Genomic DNA, 15,576 nt, shown 5'->3' with positions numbered 1-15,576 from the left:
ACCGCGCGGTGGTCAGGGACCCGGCGTTCGCGCCCGAGCTGGACGGCTCCCAGGAGCCGTTCAAGGTCCACACCCGCTGGATCGAAACCGAGTTCGTCAACGAGATCAAGCCGTTCGCGGCCCCCGCCGACATCGAGGCGGAGGAGGACACCGGCCGTGAGACGGTCGTCGTCGAGGTCGGCGGCAAGCGTCTCGAAGTCTCGCTGCCCGCGTCGCTCGGCATGACCCTGGCCCGCACGGGTCTGGCGGCGGGCGCCAAGCCGAAGCGCCGCGCGGCCAAGAAGTCGGGCCCGGTCGCCTCCGGCGACACCCTCGCCTCCCCGATGCAGGGCACGATCGTCAAGATCGCGGTCGAGGAGGGCCAGGAGGTCCAGGAGGGCGATCTGATCGTCGTCCTGGAGGCCATGAAGATGGAACAGCCGCTCAACGCGCACAAGGCCGGCACCATCAAGGGCCTGAGCGCAGAGGTCGGCGCGTCCGTCACCTCCGGTGCGGCGATCTGCGAGATCAAGGACTGATCTCCGGGTACGTGCGTCAAGACGCCCGGCGGACCGACTGCTTCGGTCCGCCGGGCGTCTCGCTTTCCTGTCGGCGGCACCCTTGCGGGAGGCTGCCCGCACGCCCTCGATGGCATGCTGGAAGCAGCCGGGGGCGCGAGGGAGAGCAGATGGAAGGCACGGCGGGCACGACCGCGGAGCAGGCCGCAGGGGCCCGGGACACGGCGGTGCCGCCCGTGGCCCCGCGTGCCATGCGCGCCGACGCCCGCCGCAACTACGAGCGGCTGCTCAGCGAAGCCCGTGCCGCATTCGCCGAGCACGGCACGGACGCGTCGCTGGAGGACGTGGCCCGCCGGGCGGGCGTGGGAATCGGCACGCTGTACCGGCACTTCCCGAACCGGCAGGCGTTGATGAGCGCGGTCTTCGAGGACGCGGTGAGCGAGCTCCTCGCCCGCTCACGCGAACTGCTCGACGCCCCCGAGCCGTGCTCGGCGCTGGTGACCTGGCTGCGCGAGATGGTCACGCACGCGGGCGAGTACCGCGGCCTGGCCCGGGCGCTGATGTCGGTGTCCACCGACTCCGGTTCCGCACTGGCCCGCTGCAGCACCCCGATCCACGAGGCGGGCGGAGCCCTGCTGACCCGCGCCCAGCAGTCGGGCGCGGTACGCCCCGACATCTCCATCGGCGACCTCCTCCAACTGACCCACGCAATAGCGCTGGCGGCGGAGGAGTCACCGGGAGACCCAAACTTGGCAGACCGCTTGCTACGGCTGACCCTACGGGGCTTGAAAGACGGTCAAGGACAGCCGACGTAGGGGCGCGGGGAACTGCGCGACAAGCCACACACAACCCGCACCCGCACGACAAGAGGACCCCCACGGCGAAGAGGCACCCCTCAACGCCGCCGCAGATCCGCAACACGGGCCCGCTCAGTCCCCGCCGCCTGCTCCCCCAACACCGCGGCCGAACGCAGCGCAGCGGCCCGCCGAGGCCCCGGCAGGGCCACGTCCCGACGCTGGTGACGCGCCGGGACCTGATCACCCCCCGGGCTTCCCGACGCCCCGGCCACGGCGATCTGCACCCCCTGATCGGCAAGGGCCTGCAGTTCGGTGGCCGCACGGTCGTCGTGGGCGGGGGGCTCGTCGGTCACCAGCCGGGTGATCACATCCGTGGGCACCGTCTGGAACATCGTGTCCGTGCCGAGCTTGGTGTGGTCGGCGAGGACGACGACCTCCGCGGCGGCCTGGACGAGCGCACGGTCGACGGACGCGGACAGCATGTTGGACGTGGACAGCCCGCGCTCGGCGGTCAGACCGCTCCCGGAGAGGAAGGCCTTGGACACCCTGAGCCCCTGGAGGGACTGCTCGGCGCCGGAGCCGACGAGGGCGTAGTTGGAGCCGCGCAGGGTGCCGCCGGTCATCACGACCTCCACGCGGTTGGCGTGCGCCAGCGCCTGGGCCACCAGCAGGGAGTTGGTGACGACGGTCAGACCGGGCACCCGGGCGAGCCGGCGGGCCAGTTCCTGGGTGGTGGTCCCCGCCCCGACCACGATGGCCTCGCCCTCTTCGACGAGACCCGCGGCGAGATCGGCGATGGCCGTCTTCTCGGCGGTCGCGAGATGTGACTTCTGCGGAAAGCCGGACTCCCGCGTGAACCCGCCCGGCAATACCGCACCGCCGTGTCGGCGGTCGAGGAGTCCTTCTGCCTCCAGTGCGCGCACGTCCCGCCGTACGGTCACTTCGGAGGTCTGGACGACGCGGGCGAGCTCACGGAGCGACACGGCCCCGTTCGCTCGCACCATTTCGAGGATCAATTGGCGACGTTCTGCAGCGAACACGAAACTGACAGTAACCCCAACGACCGTCTGCTTTCAGCAGTTTGCGCCGAATAACAGAAGTTGTTCGTACGGCAGGACCGGAAGTGGTATAGGGCCTACTCGCCCCGACTATGCCGTACGCATGCGCGACAACTCCCCGTGACCAGCGGGGAGTCGGTTTCGGCCGTCAGACCTCGCCCGTCGCCTTTCGGGTGTGGAGCTGACGGGCCACCTCGGCGATCGACCCCGAAAGGGAGGGGTACACGGTGAAGGCGTTCGCGATCTGTTCGACCGTCAGATTGTTGTCGACGGCGATCGAGATGGGGTGGATCAGTTCCGAGGCGCGGGGCGACACGACCACACCGCCGACCACGATGCCGGTGCCGGGACGGCAGAAGATCTTCACGAAGCCGTCGCGGATGCCCTGCATCTTGGCGCGCGGGTTGCGCAGCAGCGGGAGCTTCACGACGCGCGCGTCGATCTTGCCCGCGTCGACGTCGGCCTGGCTGTAACCGACGGTGGCGATCTCCGGGTCCGTGAAGACGTTGGAGGAGACGGTCTTGAGGTTGAGCGGGGTCACCGCGTCGCCGAGGAAGTGGTAGATGGCGATACGTCCCTGCATGGCGGCGACGGAGGCGAGGGCGAAGACGCCCGTCACGTCACCGGCCGCGTACACGCCGGGGGCGGTGGTGCGGGAGACCTTGTCGGTCCAGATGTGCCCGGAGTCGCGGACCTTGACGCCCGCCTCCTCCAGGCCGAGCCCGGCGCTGTTGGGGATGGCGCCGACGGCCATGAGGCAGTGCGAGCCGGTGATCACGCGGCCGTCGGCGAGGGTGACCTCCACCTTGTCGCCGACGCGCTTGGCGGACTGGGCACGGGAGCGGGCCATGACGTTCATGCCGCGGCGGCGGAAGACGTCCTCCAGGACGGCGGCGGCGTCCGGGTCCTCGCCGGGCAGCACGCGGTCGCGGGAGGAGACGAGGGTGACCTTGGAGCCGAGGGCCTGGTAGGCACCGGCGAACTCGGCGCCCGTGACACCGGAACCGACCACGATGAGCTCCTCGGGGAGCTCGGTGAGGTCGTAGACCTGGGTCCAGTTGAGGATGCGCTCGCCGTCGGGCTGGGCGTCGGGCAGCTCACGCGGGTGGCCACCGGTCGCGATCAGTACGGCGTCGGCGGTGAGGGTCTCCTCGGTGCCGTCGGCGGCGGTGACGACGACCTTGCGGGAGCCGTCGAGGGCCTGCATGCCCTCCAGCCGGCCGCGGCCGCGCATCACCCGGGCGCCGGCGCGGGTGACGGAGGCGGTGATGTCGTGGGACTGGGCGAGGGCGAGCCGCTTCACACGGCGGTTGACCTTGCCGAGGTCCACGCCGACCACCCGGGCCGCCTGCTCCAGCGGCGGGGTGTCGTCGGCGACGATGATGCCGAGTTCCTCGTACGACGAGTCGAAGGTGGTCATCACCTCGGCCGTAGCGATAAGGGTCTTCGACGGGACGCAGTCGGTCAGTACCGACGCTCCGCCCAGACCGTCGCAGTCGACGACGGTCACCTCCGCACCGAGCTGCGCGGCCACCAGCGCCGCTTCGTATCCGCCGGGTCCGCCACCGATGATCACGATCCGAGTCACGTACCCCATTGTCCCGCACGCCTCAAGGTGCTACTGCCCGGGGCGGTGGTTGGTGCGCGTTCTGTTACGTCCGGGGCAAAGGAGGCCGGAGTTCTTGCTGCCGTACCCTCGATCCATGTCGCTCTACGCCGCGTACGCCGGCAATCTCGACGCGCGGCTGATGACCCGCCGCGCCCCGCACTCACCGCTGCGCGCCACCGGCTGGCTGAACGGCTGGCGGCTGACCTTCGGCGGCGAGCAGCTCGGCTGGGAGGGCGCGCTCGCGACGATCGTCGAGGAACCCGGGTCCCAGGTGTTCGTCGGCCTGTACGACATCGCCGAGATGGACGAGGAGTCCCTGGACCGCTGGGAGGGCGTGGGGCTCGGCATCTACCGTCGCGTGCGGGTGCGGGTGCACACGCTGGACGGGGAGGAGCCGGCGTGGGCGTACGCGCTGAACGGATACGAGGGCGGTCTGCCGTCCGCCCGCTACCTGGGTGAGATCGCCGACGCGGCGGAGTCGGCGGGTGCGCCGCACGACTATGTGATGGAGCTTCGCAAGCGCCCCTGTTGAGGCTCCGGCCCGACTCCGGCATGACTCCGGCACCCCTTGGGCCACTTTTGTCCCAACCTTTGTTGGAAACGACAAGACAACGATCGCCATCCCGTGAGCTCTGTCATCTACGCGCGTAGGCCGGAACCGGCTACCCTCGTCCGCGTGAACGCATCTCTTCTTCCGGACGACATCCAGGGCGACCCCTATGCCGCCGCCGACGCGGCCGCCGCGCGCCTGCGCGAGCTCACGGGCGCCGAGACCCACGACGTCGCCCTCGTGATGGGCTCCGGCTGGGCTCCGGCCGTCGACGCCCTGGGCGCTCCCGACGCCGAGTTCCAGGTCACCGAGCTGCCCGGCTTCCCGCCGCCGGCGGTGGAGGGGCACGGGGGCAAGGTCCGCTCGTACTCCATCGGGGACAAGCGCGCGCTGGTCTTCCTCGGCCGCACGCACTACTACGAGGGCCGGGGCGTGGCCGCCGTGGCGCACGGCGTACGCACGGCCGTCGCCGCCGGCTGCAAGACCGTGGTGCTGACCAACGGGTGCGGCGGTCTGCGCGAGGGCATGCGGCCCGGTCAGCCCGTGCTGATCAGCGACCACATCAACCTGACGGCGACCTCGCCGATCGTCGGGGCGAACTTCGTCGACCTGACGGACCTGTACTCGCCGCGGCTGCGGGCGCTGTGCAAGGAGGTGGACCCCTCCCTGGAGGAGGGCGTCTACGCGCAGTTCCCCGGGCCGCACTACGAGACGCCGGCCGAGATCCGGATGGCCCGGGTGATCGGGGCGGACCTGGTGGGCATGTCCACGGTGCTGGAGGCCATCGCGGCGCGTGAGGCCGGGGCCGAGGTCCTGGGCATCTCCCTGGTCACCAACCTCGCGGCCGGGATGACCGGCGAGCCGCTGAACCACGAGGAGGTTCTGCAGGCCGGGCGGGACAGCGCGGCGCGGATGGGTTCGCTGCTGACACAGGTGCTGGGGCGGCTGTAACCCGGGCTCTGCCCACCCATCCGACTCGGTAGGCCAAGAGCCACCCCTCCCCGGGGCTCCGCCCCGGGCCCTGGGGGACCCACCCCCCGGGTCCCGACCGGGACTCCGCCCCTCCACCCCCGCGCCTCACCTCCCGGCCGGCCGAGCCAGACGGTTGACTGGGCAAAGGGGCAGGTCCCCACGGACCCGCCACCCGGGCCCCGTCAGGAACTCCGCCCCTACGCCCCCGTACCTCACCTCCCGGCCGACCGAATCGGATGGGTGGGTGGGCAAAGGGGGGTCTGGGGGCGGAGCCCCCAGGCGTGACATCGACACACATGAGAGGTTGACCCGACGTGCACGACGATCTCATCGCCCGGGCCAAGGCGTGGCTCGCCGAGGACCCCGACCCGGAGACCCGTGACGAACTCGCCGAGCTGATCGGCTCCGGGAACGTCACCGAGCTCACCGCGCGCTTCAGCGGCACCCTCCAGTTCGGTACCGCGGGCCTGAGAGGCGAACTCGGCGCCGGGCCCATGCGGATGAACCGGTCCGTCGTCATCAGGGCGGCCGCGGGTCTCGCCGCCTACCTGAAGAAGCAGGGCCAGGGCGACGGCCTCGTCGTCGTCGGCTACGACGCCCGGCACAAGTCCGCCGACTTCGCCCGCGACACCGCCGCCGTCATGACGGGCGCCGGGCTGCGCGCCGCCGTACTGCCCCGCCCGCTCCCCACTCCCGTCCTCGCCTTCGCGATAAGGCACCTCGGCGCGGTCGCCGGCGTGGAGGTCACCGCCAGCCACAACCCGCCCCGCGACAACGGCTACAAGGTCTACCTCGGCGACGGATCGCAGATCGTCCCGCCCGCCGACGCCGGGATCGCCGCCGAGATCGACGCGATCGTCTCGCTGGACGACGTCCCGCGTCCGGACGCGGGCTGGGAGATCCTCGACGACGCCGTCCTCGATGCCTATCTCGCCCGCACCGACGCCGTGCTCGCCGAGGGCTCCCCGCGCAGCGCCCGCACCGTCTACACGGCGATGCACGGCGTCGGCAAGGACGTGCTCGTCGCCGCCTTCGCCCGCGCCGGATTCCCGGAGCCCGTCCTCGTCGCCGAACAGGCCGAGCCGGACCCGGACTTCCCGACCGTCGCCTTCCCCAACCCGGAGGAGCCGGGGGCGATGGACCTCTCCTTCGCCAGGGCCCGCGCGACCGAGCCCGACCTCGTCATCGCCAACGACCCCGACGCCGACCGCTGTGCCGTCGCCGTCCGGGACGCGGGCGAGTGGCGCATGCTCCGTGGCGACGAGGTCGGCTCCCTCCTCGCCGCCCACCTCGTCCGCCGCGGCGCCCGCGGCGCCTTCGCCGAGTCGATCGTCTCCTCGTCCCTGCTCGGCCGGATCGCCGAGAAGGCGGGCCTGCCGTACGAGGAGACCCTCACCGGCTTCAAGTGGATCGCCCGCGTCGAGGGCCTGCGTTACGGCTACGAGGAGGCGCTCGGCTACTGCGTCGACCCGGACGGCGTCCGCGACAAGGACGGCATCACCGCGGCACTCCTGATCACCGAGCTGGCCTCCGGGCTGAAGGAGGAGGGCCGTACCCTCCTCGACCTGCTCGACGACCTCGCCGTGGAACACGGTCTGCACGCCACCGACCAGCTCTCGGTGCGGGTGCAGGACCTGTCGGTCATCGCCGACACGATGCGCCGGCTCCGCGAGCGGCCGCCGACCGAGCTCGCCGGTCTGGCCATCACCGGGGCCGAGGACCTCGCCAAGGGCACGGAGACGCTGCCGCCCACCGACGGCCTGCGCTACACCCTCGACGGCGCCCGCGTGATCGTCCGCCCGAGTGGCACCGAGCCCAAGCTGAAGTGCTACCTGGAGGTCGTCGTGCCGGTCGCCGCGCACGCGGACCTGCCGGCCGCCCGTGCCCGGGCGGCCGACCTGCTCGGCGCCATCAAGCGGGACCTGTCCGCGGCCGCCGGCATCTGAGCCGCGGCCGCCGGCGCCACGCCCGTTCCCCCCGATGGGGTGCCCCTGGCCGGGGGCACCCCATCGGGTGATTTCACGGCGACAGTTGATGCGCGCTCCGCACCCGGCCGCGGCCCCGGGGGACGGTGAACCGGTACCGCCCGCCGAGCACCGGAGCCGCCGCCGTGTCCTCCACCGCCCCCGACACCGCCCCCCGCGGGCACATCCCGGGCAGCCGGCGGCCCCCCACCCCGAGCGCCGGCCAACCGCGGCTGGTGCGCAGTCTCCGGCTCGCGGCTCCCGCCCTCGGCGCCTTTCTCGCCGTACGGCTCACGGGGCTGCTGTTCCTCGCCCTGTGGGCGCACCGCCGGCACCACGGCATCTGGCCGATGCTGGCGACGCAGTGGGACGCCCGCTGGTACCTCGGGATCGCGGACCACGGGTACGCGCGCGTGCTGGGCACCACGTACGACTCGAACAACCTCGCCTTCTTCCCGCTCTACCCGCTGCTGGTGAAGGCCGTCGCCGCCGTCACCCCCGGCAGCCGGGCCAGTACCGGGCTGGGCATCGCCGTCGTCGCCTCGTTCCTCGCGGCCTGGGGCGTGTTCGCGGTGGGCGAGCGGTTGCACGGCCGCCGGGTCGGGATCCTGCTCACCACGCTGTGGGCCGCTCTTCCGGTCGGGCTGGTGCAGTGGATGGGGTACACCGAGTCGCCGTTCACGGCGTTCGCGGCCTGGACGCTGTACGCGGTGCTCGGCCGGCGCTGGCTGTGGGCCGGTGCGGGTGCCTGTCTGGCCGGGCTGACCCGGCCGACCGGTATCGCGGTGGCGGCCGCGGTCGCCGTCGCCGCCCTGCTCACCCTGCGCCGCGGCTTCTCGGCCCGGGCGCTCGCGGGCGCCCTGCTGGCTCCGCTCGGCTGGTGCGCGTACGTCGGCTGGGTGGGCCTGCGCCTGGGCCGCTGGGGCGGCTATTTCGCCGTACAGCGGCTGTGGCACAACGAGCTGGACGGCGGCCGGGAGACCCTGCGCCGGCTGCGGGAGCTGTTCGGGCGGGACTCCACACCCGAGCTGTTCCTGATCATGGTGACCCTGACACTGCTCGTGTCCGCCGCGCTGTTCGCGCTGTCGCTGATGGACCGGCAGCCGCTGCCGCTGCTGGTGTACACCGGTGTCCTGCTGGCGATCGCCCTGGGCAGCGGCGGTGTCTACTTCCCGCGCGCCCGCTTCCTGCTCCCCGCCTTCCCGCTCCTCCTGCCACTCGCCCTGCACCTGTCCCGCGCCTCCCGCCGCCACCGCGCACTGGTACTGACGACGGCGGTGGCGGTCTCGGCGTACTGCGGCGCATACATGCTGCTGGTGTGGCCGAGCGCGCCCTGAGCCGGACCGGACCGGTCGCGGCCACGGTCGCGGCGACGGCCGCTGCCGGCCATCACGGTTGTGGCCGTGAACCCTCAAGCCCGCCGTCGGCTCACCACACCGCCAGCAGGATCGCCAGCAACACCGCCCCGGCCACCGCGGGCGCCGCGATCTCGTACGCCCAGCGGACCGTGACCTCGCCCTGTGCCGTCTCCGCCTGCTCGCGGGTCTCCAGGAGCTGACGGAGGTCGTCCATGACCTGGTCGGTCTGCGCGCGGGTCGGGCCGCTCGGCGTGGCGGTGTCGCGTGCCCCGCCGTAGCCGAGGCCGCCGCGCGCCGATGTCCCCGGTCTGCTGCCCCCGCGTGCCTCCGCGGCGGCCCGGTCCTGGCGTCGCGTGGCCTTCTTGCGGGCCCGGAGCGAGACGGGGATGGCCCAGAGCTGGTACTTGGTGCCGGACTTGGCGACGACCTCGTTGGAGTATCCGGAGCGCAGGGAGGCGACCTCGCCCCAGGGCACGGTGATCACGCGGAAGGGGTTGCGGATGCGCATCCGGTCCTCGTTGGCGAACACGGCCGGGCGCAGGGTGAAGGCGACCACCAGCGGGACCAGCAGGATCAGCGTGGCCAGCGCCAGCCAGGGCGTGTGGCCGTGCCCCCTGGTCAGCGCGTCGACGCCGAGCCAGAAGACGATGGCGAGCAGCATCACACCGCCCGCGATCCCCATGGGGGAGCGGTAGATCCGGTCCTTCGCGGTGGGCACCGGAGGCTGTGGCGCGGGTGACTGGTGGTCCGGGGTCGTCATGCTCCCGATTCTGCCCGACGCCGCCGGCCGTGCTCATACGTGGTCGCGGAGCACACGATGAGCATCCGGGGCTATACAGCTGCTACGCGCGTAGATATGCTCGTCTGGTGACCATGCCCATTACTGCACCCGCTGCCCTCGCTGACGTCACCGCGTCCGACAGCACGCTGCGCCGCTTCCTCCATGGGCTGCCCGGCGTCGACGCGGTGGGCCTGGAGGCGCGCGCCGCCTCCCTCGGCACCCGCTCCATCAAAACCACCGCGAAGGCGTACGCCATCGACCTCGCCATCTCGATGGTCGACCTGACGACGCTGGAAGGCGCGGACACCCCGGGCAAGGTCCGGGCGCTCGGCGCCAAGGCGGTCCATCCCGACCCGACGGACCGTACGACCCCGGCGACGGCGGCCGTGTGCGTCTACCCCGACATGGTGGCCGTCGCCAAGGAGGCCGTCGCCGGTTCCGGCGTCAAGGTCGCCTCGGTCGCCACCGCCTTCCCGGCCGGCCGCGCCGCCCTCGACGTGAAGCTGGCCGACGTGCGTGACGCCATCGCCGCGGGCGCCGACGAGATCGACATGGTCATCGACCGCGGGGCGTTCCTCGCAGGCCACTACATGAAGGTGTACGACGAGATCACCGCCGTGAAGGAGACCTGCGGGGCGTCCGCCCGCCTGAAGGTCATCTTCGAGACCGGCGAGCTGTCCACGTACGACAACATCCGCCGGGCGAGCTGGCTCGGGATGCTGGCCGGGGTCGACTTCATCAAGACCTCGACCGGCAAGGTCGGCGTCAACGCGACCCCCGCGAACACCCTCCTCATGCTGGAGGCCGTCCGCGACTTCCGCGCCCAGACCGGCATCCAGGTCGGCGTGAAGCCCGCCGGCGGCATCCGCACCACCAAGGACGCCATCAAGTTCCTGGTCCTGGTCAACGAGACCGTCGGCGAGGACTGGCTGGACAACCACTGGTTCCGGTTCGGCGCCTCCTCGCTGCTGAACGACCTGCTGATGCAGCGCCAGAAGCTGGCCACCGGCCGCTACTCCGGCCCCGACTACGTGACGGTGGACTGATCCCCCATGGCTTTCGATTACGCACCCGCACCCGAGTCCCGCTCGGTCGTCGACATCGCGCCCTCGTACGGCCTGTTCATCGACGGCGAGTTCACCGAGGCCGCCGACGGCAAGGTCTTCAAGACGGTCAGCCCGTCGACCGAGGAGGTCCTCTCCGAGGTCGCCCAGGCCGGCGAGGCCGACGTCGACCGCGCGGTCAAGGCCGCCCGCAAGGCGTTCGAGAAGTGGTCCGCGCTGCCCGGCTCCGAGCGCGCCAAGTACCTGTTCCGCATCGCGCGGATCATCCAGGAGCGCAGCCGCGAGCTGGCCGTCCTGGAGACGCTGGACAACGGCAAGCCGATCAAGGAGACCCGCGACGCGGACCTCCCGCTGGTCGCCGCACACTTCTTCTACTACGCGGGCTGGGCGGACAAGCTCGACCACGCCGGGTTCGGGGCCACTCCGCGGCCCCTCGGTGTCGCCGGCCAGGTCATTCCCTGGAACTTCCCCCTCCTGATGCTGGCGTGGAAGATCGCCCCGGCGCTGGCGACCGGCAACACGGTCGTCCTCAAGCCCGCCGAGACCACCCCCCTGTCGGCACTGTTCTTCGCGGACATCTGCCGCCAGGCGGGCCTGCCCAAGGGCGTCGTCAACATCCTTCCGGGGTACGGCGACGCCGGTGCCGCGCTCGTCGCGCACCCGGACGTCAACAAGGTCGCCTTCACCGGCTCCACGGCCGTCGGCAAGGAGATCGCCCGCACGGTCGCCGGCACGCGCAAGAAGCTCACCCTCGAACTGGGCGGCAAGGGCGCCAACATCGTCTTCGACGACGCCCCGATCGACCAGGCCGTCGAGGGCATCGTGACCGGCATCTTCTTCAACCAGGGCCAGGTGTGCTGCGCGGGCAGCCGGCTCCTCGTCCAGGAGTCGATCCACGACGAGCTGCTGGACTCCCTCAAGCGCCGCCTGTCCACGCTGCGCCTCGGCGACCCGCTGGACAAGAACACCGACATCGGCGCGATCAACTCCGCCGAGCAGCTCTCCCGCATCACCTCGCTCGTCGAGCAGGGCGAGGCGGAGGGCGCCGAGCGCTGGTCCCCGACCTGTGAACTGCCGACCTCCGGCTACTGGTTCGCCCCGACGCTGTTCACGAACGTCACCCAGGCGCACACCATCGCCCGCGACGAGATCTTCGGCCCGGTGCTGTCGGTCCTCACCTTCCGTACGCCCGACGAGGCCGTCGCCAAGGCCAACAACACGCAGTACGGCCTGTCGGCGGGCATCTGGACGGAGAAGGGTTCGCGGATCCTTGCCGTGGCGGGCAAGCTCCGTGCGGGCGTCGTCTGGTCCAACACGTTCAACAAGTTCGACCCGACCTCGCCCTTCGGCGGCTACAAGGAGTCGGGCTTCGGCCGCGAGGGCGGCCGCCACGGCCTGGAGGCGTACCTCGATGTCTGACAAGACCGAAAAGACTGAGCGACTCTCCGTCTTCAAGACCTACAAGCTGTACGTCGGCGGGAAGTTCCCGCGTTCCGAGAGCGGCCGGGTGTACGAGGTGACGGACTCCAAGGGCAACTGGCTGGCGAACGCACCGCTTTCGTCGCGCAAGGACGCCCGTGACGCGGTGGTCGCCGCACGCAAGGCGTTCGGGGCGTGGTCGGGTGCGACGGCGTACAACCGGGGCCAGATCCTCTACCGCGTCGCGGAGATGCTGGAGGGCCGCAGGGAGCAGTTCGTCCGGGAGGTCGCCGACGCCGAGGGCCTGTCCAAGTCCAAGGCCGCCGCGCAGGTGGACGCCGCGATCGACCGCTGGGTCTGGTACGCGGGCTGGACCGACAAGATCGCCCAGGTCGTGGGCGGCGGCAACCCGGTCGCGGGCCCGTTCTTCAACCTCTCCTCCCCCGAACCGACCGGCGTGGTCGCGGTCCTGGCCCCCCAGGAGTCGTCCTTCCTCGGTCTGGTCTCGGTGATCGCGCCCGTGATCGCCACCGGCAACACGGCGATCGTGATCACGAGCGAGAAGTCCCCGCTTCCGGCGCTGTCCCTGGGCGAGGTGCTGGCCACCTCCGACCTGCCCGGCGGTGTCGTCAACGTCCTCTCCGGCCGTACGGCGGAGATCGCCACCCCGCTGGCCGCGCACCAGGACGTCAACGCGATCGACCTCGCGGGCGCCGACGACGTACTGGCGAAGGAGCTGGAGATCGCGGCGGCGGACAACCTGAAGCGAATTCTTCGTCCACAGCCTGTGGACGAAGAAGACTGGTCGGCAACTCCGGGCATCGACCGCATGACGGCGTTCCTGGAGACGAAGACGGTCTGGCACCCGACGGGTTCGCTGGGCGCCTCGGGCTCCTCGTACTGAGCCGTACTGAGCCCACACAGACCGAGAGCCGCGCCACCCCTCCGTCCGGGGGCTGCGCGGCTCTCCTCGTGGCGGTGGATGTCAGCCCAGTCCGCCCAGCAGTTTCGTCGCCTGGCCCACCACGGGTACCGCGCCGAGGGACTCCGCCTGCGTCACCGGGCCGGTCAGGGCCTTGGAGGTGACGGGCTTGAAGTCGGCGAGCTGGGTGCCGACTCCGTTGTCGAGCGGGTCGGCGCCGGTGCCCGCGAGGGGGTTCGGCTTGAGGCCGGCGACCGGGCCGAGGGCGTAGCCCAGCGTGCCGGTCAGGCTCTGCATGCCCGCCGCCGGGTCGACCTTGCCGAGCGAGGTGGGACGCGACGGCATGTCGACGAGCGGGCCGGCGGCGGACGCCGTCGCCGCGCCCGCCCCCAGGGCCGCTCCGGCGGTCGCGAGCGCGATCAGGGCGCGCCGCGCGGTCGGGTTGTGGGGGGACGCGTGTCGGGCCATTGCTGGTGCCGCCTTCCGGTGCACAAGGTAATCGAGTCGACACATAGGGTAGTTGTACCGTGACGCGCACTCAAAAGCCGACCCGCGACTGCCGATTCGCGCCGGCAAGTGGCGGCTCCGGGCCACCCGCGGCCCCAGTGCGGCTTGGCAGACGCCGCCGATCCTGGCCCAGATCCGCCGATCGACGACCGGCGTGAAAGCTGCGGCCGGCCGCCGAGACCGTTCCCTGCGCACCGTGATCACACGGGCACTGGGGGAATTGTTGTGTGACGCACGTTCCAAAGCCGACCCGTGGGGTCGGCAGGAGGCTTGCCATACGTCAAACTGGTGTTCCGTGAGCATTCATCCCCCGTCTCCCGCCCGTGTCGTGCTGCTGTGCGGCCCCTCGGGCTCGGGCAAGTCACTCGTCGCCGCCCGTTCCGGGCTTCCTGTGCTGCGCCTCGACGACTTCTACAAGGAGGGCGACGACCCGACGCTGCCGCTGGTGGAGGGGAGTTCGGACATCGACTGGGACCATCCGCTGTCCTGGGACGCGGACGTCGCGGTCGAGGCCATCGCCCGGCTGTGCGCCACGGGGTCGACGACCATACCGGTGTACGACATCTCGCAAAGCGCGCGGACCGGCGAGGAGACGCTGTGCATCGAGCGCACCCCGCTGTTCATCGCGGAGGGCATCTTCGCCGCCGAGATCGTGGAGCGCTGCCGTGAGCTGGGCCTCCTGGCCGACGCCCTGTGTCTGAACCGCGGGCCGTTCACCACCTTCCGGCGCCGCTTCCTGCGGGACCTGAAGGAGGGCCGCAAGTCGGTGCCGTTCCTGCTGCGCCGCGGCTGGCGGCTGATGCGCGCGGAGCGGTCGATCGTCGCCCGCCAGGTGTCGCTGGGCGCCCACTCCTGCGACCGTGACGAGGCACTGGGCAGGCTCGCGGCCGCGGCGGCGGGCCGGCAGGTGCGGGCGCAGACGGCGGCCTAGCCGTGGCGTGACCGAGCGCAGGAGCCGTACAGCAGGAGCAGTACACACGGAAACGGGACTGGACGGACCCCCCGGCCCTCCAGTCCCGCTTTCCTGCGCTCCCCCGCGTCCCCCGTGGTGGAGCTCCCCCGTACTTCCCCCGTACTTCCCCCGTGGGTCCCCCCGGACCCCCGGTTTCCCCGTTACCCCTCCCCGACCTTCAGGCGACCAACTCGCCGAAGGCGTTCTCCTCGTCACGGCCGAAGCTGAGGACCTCGTCCTCGCGCAGCCGGCGGAGCGACCGCCAGATGCTGGACTTCACCGTGCCGACACTGATGTCGAGGATCTCCGCGATCTCCGGGTCCGTGCGGCCCTCGTAGTAACGGAGGACCAGCATGGTGCGCTGGAGTTCGGGCAGCCGGGCCAGCGCCTGCCACAGGACCGCGCGCAGTTCCGTGCCGCGCATCGCGTCCGTGTCGCCGGGCGTCTCCGGCAGTTCCTCGGTCGGGTACTCGTTGAGCTTGCGGCGCCGCCAGGCGCTGATGTGCAGGTTCGTCATGGTGCGGCGGAGGTATCCGCCGACCGCCGCCTTGTCGCTGATCCGGTCCCACGCCCGGTACGTCGAGAACAGCGCGCTCTGCAGCAGGTCCTCGGCCTCGAAGCGGTCACCGGTCAGGTGATAGGCGGTTGCGTACAGGGAGGCGCGGCGCTCCTGGACGTAGGCGGTGAACTCCGCCTCCGTCAGCGAGCGACGCTCCCCCGTGTCCTCCCTGTACGCGGTTCCCCCGTGGGCCCCCGTGACCCCCGTGTTGCTTCCCCCCGTGCGAGCGTCAACCACCGACATGAACGTGGTGTGCTGACGCCCGGTGCCGCGAGCGCACCCCCGCCCGCTCACGGCACCGGACTTCTCGGAACCCCGGTTCACGTCGTGCAGACGCGTGATCACTGCGCTGGTGCTCAGGCTGTGCAGCGTGTTCATCTCGCGCCCCCCGTCGTGGACTTACGGTGTTCGGTCTTGCTTCGGCTTGCTTCCTTGCCTGTGCCGAAAAGCTTGCCCGGGGACCTTCATGGCCGTGTCCGCCGACTGTCACAGACCTGTCACAGGGGTCGGCCACAGGGGAATCACGGAATGTGCACAGGTGGTGGCGGTAGCGGTATTCCGGGCAGC

General features: G+C 71.4%; 15 protein-coding genes. 10 read left to right on the top strand and 5 right to left on the bottom strand.

What is annotated here, in order from left to right:
* Window positions 1-518 (top strand): biotin/lipoyl-containing protein (locus ACFY1J_RS43675; protein WP_390733152.1); only part of this gene is annotated, 518 nt, incomplete at its 5' end.
* A gap of 230 nt (window positions 519-748) precedes the next feature.
* A complete protein-coding gene (locus tag ACFY1J_RS43670; protein WP_390710277.1) occupies window positions 749-1,312 on the top strand; it encodes a TetR/AcrR family transcriptional regulator in 564 nt (187 codons plus the stop codon).
* Between the two features lie 80 nt (window positions 1,313-1,392).
* Here the strand turns inward: ACFY1J_RS43670 and ACFY1J_RS43665 are convergent, their stop codons facing one another.
* Both ACFY1J_RS43665 and ACFY1J_RS43660 read right to left on the bottom strand, forming a co-directional pair.
* Window positions 1,393-2,334 (bottom strand): DeoR/GlpR family DNA-binding transcription regulator, encoded by a 942-nt coding sequence (locus tag ACFY1J_RS43665; RefSeq protein WP_390710015.1) that lies wholly within the window; start codon window positions 2,332-2,334, stop codon window positions 1,393-1,395.
* 166 nt (window positions 2,335-2,500) lie between these two features.
* The gene (locus tag ACFY1J_RS43660; RefSeq protein WP_390710016.1) at window positions 2,501-3,949 is read right to left on the bottom strand and encodes an NAD(P)H-quinone dehydrogenase; all 1,449 of its coding nucleotides are present in this window, start codon (window positions 3,947-3,949) and stop codon (window positions 2,501-2,503) included.
* 106 nt (window positions 3,950-4,055) lie between these two features.
* On the opposite strand from ACFY1J_RS43660, the gene ACFY1J_RS43655 reads away from it, so the two are divergent.
* From ACFY1J_RS43655 to ACFY1J_RS43640, 4 genes are all read left to right on the top strand, one after another.
* Window positions 4,056-4,493 carry a gamma-glutamylcyclotransferase gene (locus ACFY1J_RS43655; protein ID WP_363293855.1) on the top strand — a complete coding sequence of 146 codons (438 nt, stop codon included), beginning with the start codon at window positions 4,056-4,058 and terminating at the stop codon, window positions 4,491-4,493.
* A 144-nt stretch (window positions 4,494-4,637) separates the two neighbouring features.
* Window positions 4,638-5,462, top strand: a complete 825-nt coding sequence (locus tag ACFY1J_RS43650) for a purine-nucleoside phosphorylase (protein WP_263211980.1) — start codon at window positions 4,638-4,640, stop codon at window positions 5,460-5,462.
* Between the two features lie 335 nt (window positions 5,463-5,797).
* On the top strand, window positions 5,798-7,429 hold the full coding sequence (locus ACFY1J_RS43645; protein WP_390710017.1) for a phospho-sugar mutase: 1,632 nt from the start codon (window positions 5,798-5,800) through the stop codon (window positions 7,427-7,429).
* Window positions 7,430-7,593: 164 nt separating this feature from the next.
* On the top strand, window positions 7,594-8,784 hold the full coding sequence (locus tag ACFY1J_RS43640; protein WP_390710018.1) for a hypothetical protein: 1,191 nt from the start codon (window positions 7,594-7,596) through the stop codon (window positions 8,782-8,784).
* A gap of 91 nt (window positions 8,785-8,875) precedes the next feature.
* On the opposite strand, the gene ACFY1J_RS43635 is transcribed toward ACFY1J_RS43640, so the two are convergent.
* Entirely contained in the window at window positions 8,876-9,565 is a 690-nt protein-coding gene (locus ACFY1J_RS43635) for a PH domain-containing protein (protein ID WP_390710019.1), read from the bottom strand.
* Window positions 9,566-9,678: 113 nt separating this feature from the next.
* On the opposite strand from ACFY1J_RS43635, the gene deoC reads away from it, so the two are divergent.
* From deoC to ACFY1J_RS43620, 3 genes are read left to right on the top strand one after another with little or no spacing between them, the layout of a single operon-like run.
* Entirely contained in the window at window positions 9,679-10,632 is a 954-nt protein-coding gene (gene deoC, locus ACFY1J_RS43630) for a deoxyribose-phosphate aldolase (RefSeq protein ID WP_390710278.1), read from the top strand.
* A gap of 6 nt (window positions 10,633-10,638) precedes the next feature.
* On the top strand, window positions 10,639-12,069 hold the full coding sequence (locus tag ACFY1J_RS43625) for an aldehyde dehydrogenase family protein (protein ID WP_390710020.1): 1,431 nt from the start codon (window positions 10,639-10,641) through the stop codon (window positions 12,067-12,069).
* The gene (locus tag ACFY1J_RS43620) at window positions 12,062-12,973 is read left to right on the top strand and encodes an aldehyde dehydrogenase family protein (RefSeq protein WP_390710021.1); all 912 of its coding nucleotides are present in this window, start codon (window positions 12,062-12,064) and stop codon (window positions 12,971-12,973) included. The genes ACFY1J_RS43625 and ACFY1J_RS43620 overlap by 8 nt, the downstream gene beginning before the upstream one ends.
* An 81-nt stretch (window positions 12,974-13,054) precedes the next feature.
* Here ACFY1J_RS43620 and ACFY1J_RS43615 read toward each other — a convergent pair whose 3' ends face one another.
* On the bottom strand, window positions 13,055-13,459 hold the full coding sequence (locus ACFY1J_RS43615) for a hypothetical protein (RefSeq protein ID WP_390710022.1): 405 nt from the start codon (window positions 13,457-13,459) through the stop codon (window positions 13,055-13,057).
* 334 nt (window positions 13,460-13,793) lie between these two features.
* Between ACFY1J_RS43615 and ACFY1J_RS43610 the strand changes: the two genes are divergently transcribed.
* The gene (locus ACFY1J_RS43610; RefSeq protein ID WP_390710023.1) at window positions 13,794-14,429 is read left to right on the top strand and encodes a uridine kinase; all 636 of its coding nucleotides are present in this window, start codon (window positions 13,794-13,796) and stop codon (window positions 14,427-14,429) included.
* A 199-nt stretch (window positions 14,430-14,628) separates the two neighbouring features.
* Here ACFY1J_RS43610 and ACFY1J_RS43605 read toward each other — a convergent pair whose 3' ends face one another.
* Window positions 14,629-15,387: a SigE family RNA polymerase sigma factor gene (locus ACFY1J_RS43605; RefSeq protein ID WP_390710024.1), complete on the bottom strand. Its 759-nt coding sequence runs from the start codon at window positions 15,385-15,387 to the stop codon at window positions 14,629-14,631.
* Window positions 15,388-15,576 lie beyond the last annotated feature (189 nt).

The sequence above is a fragment of the Streptomyces sp. NPDC001406 genome, assembly GCF_042895285.1.
Classification (GTDB): Bacteria; Actinomycetota; Actinomycetes; order Streptomycetales; family Streptomycetaceae; genus Streptomyces.
Note: the sequence above shows the minus strand (reverse complement) of the source record. Positions and strands in the feature narration are given on the sequence as shown.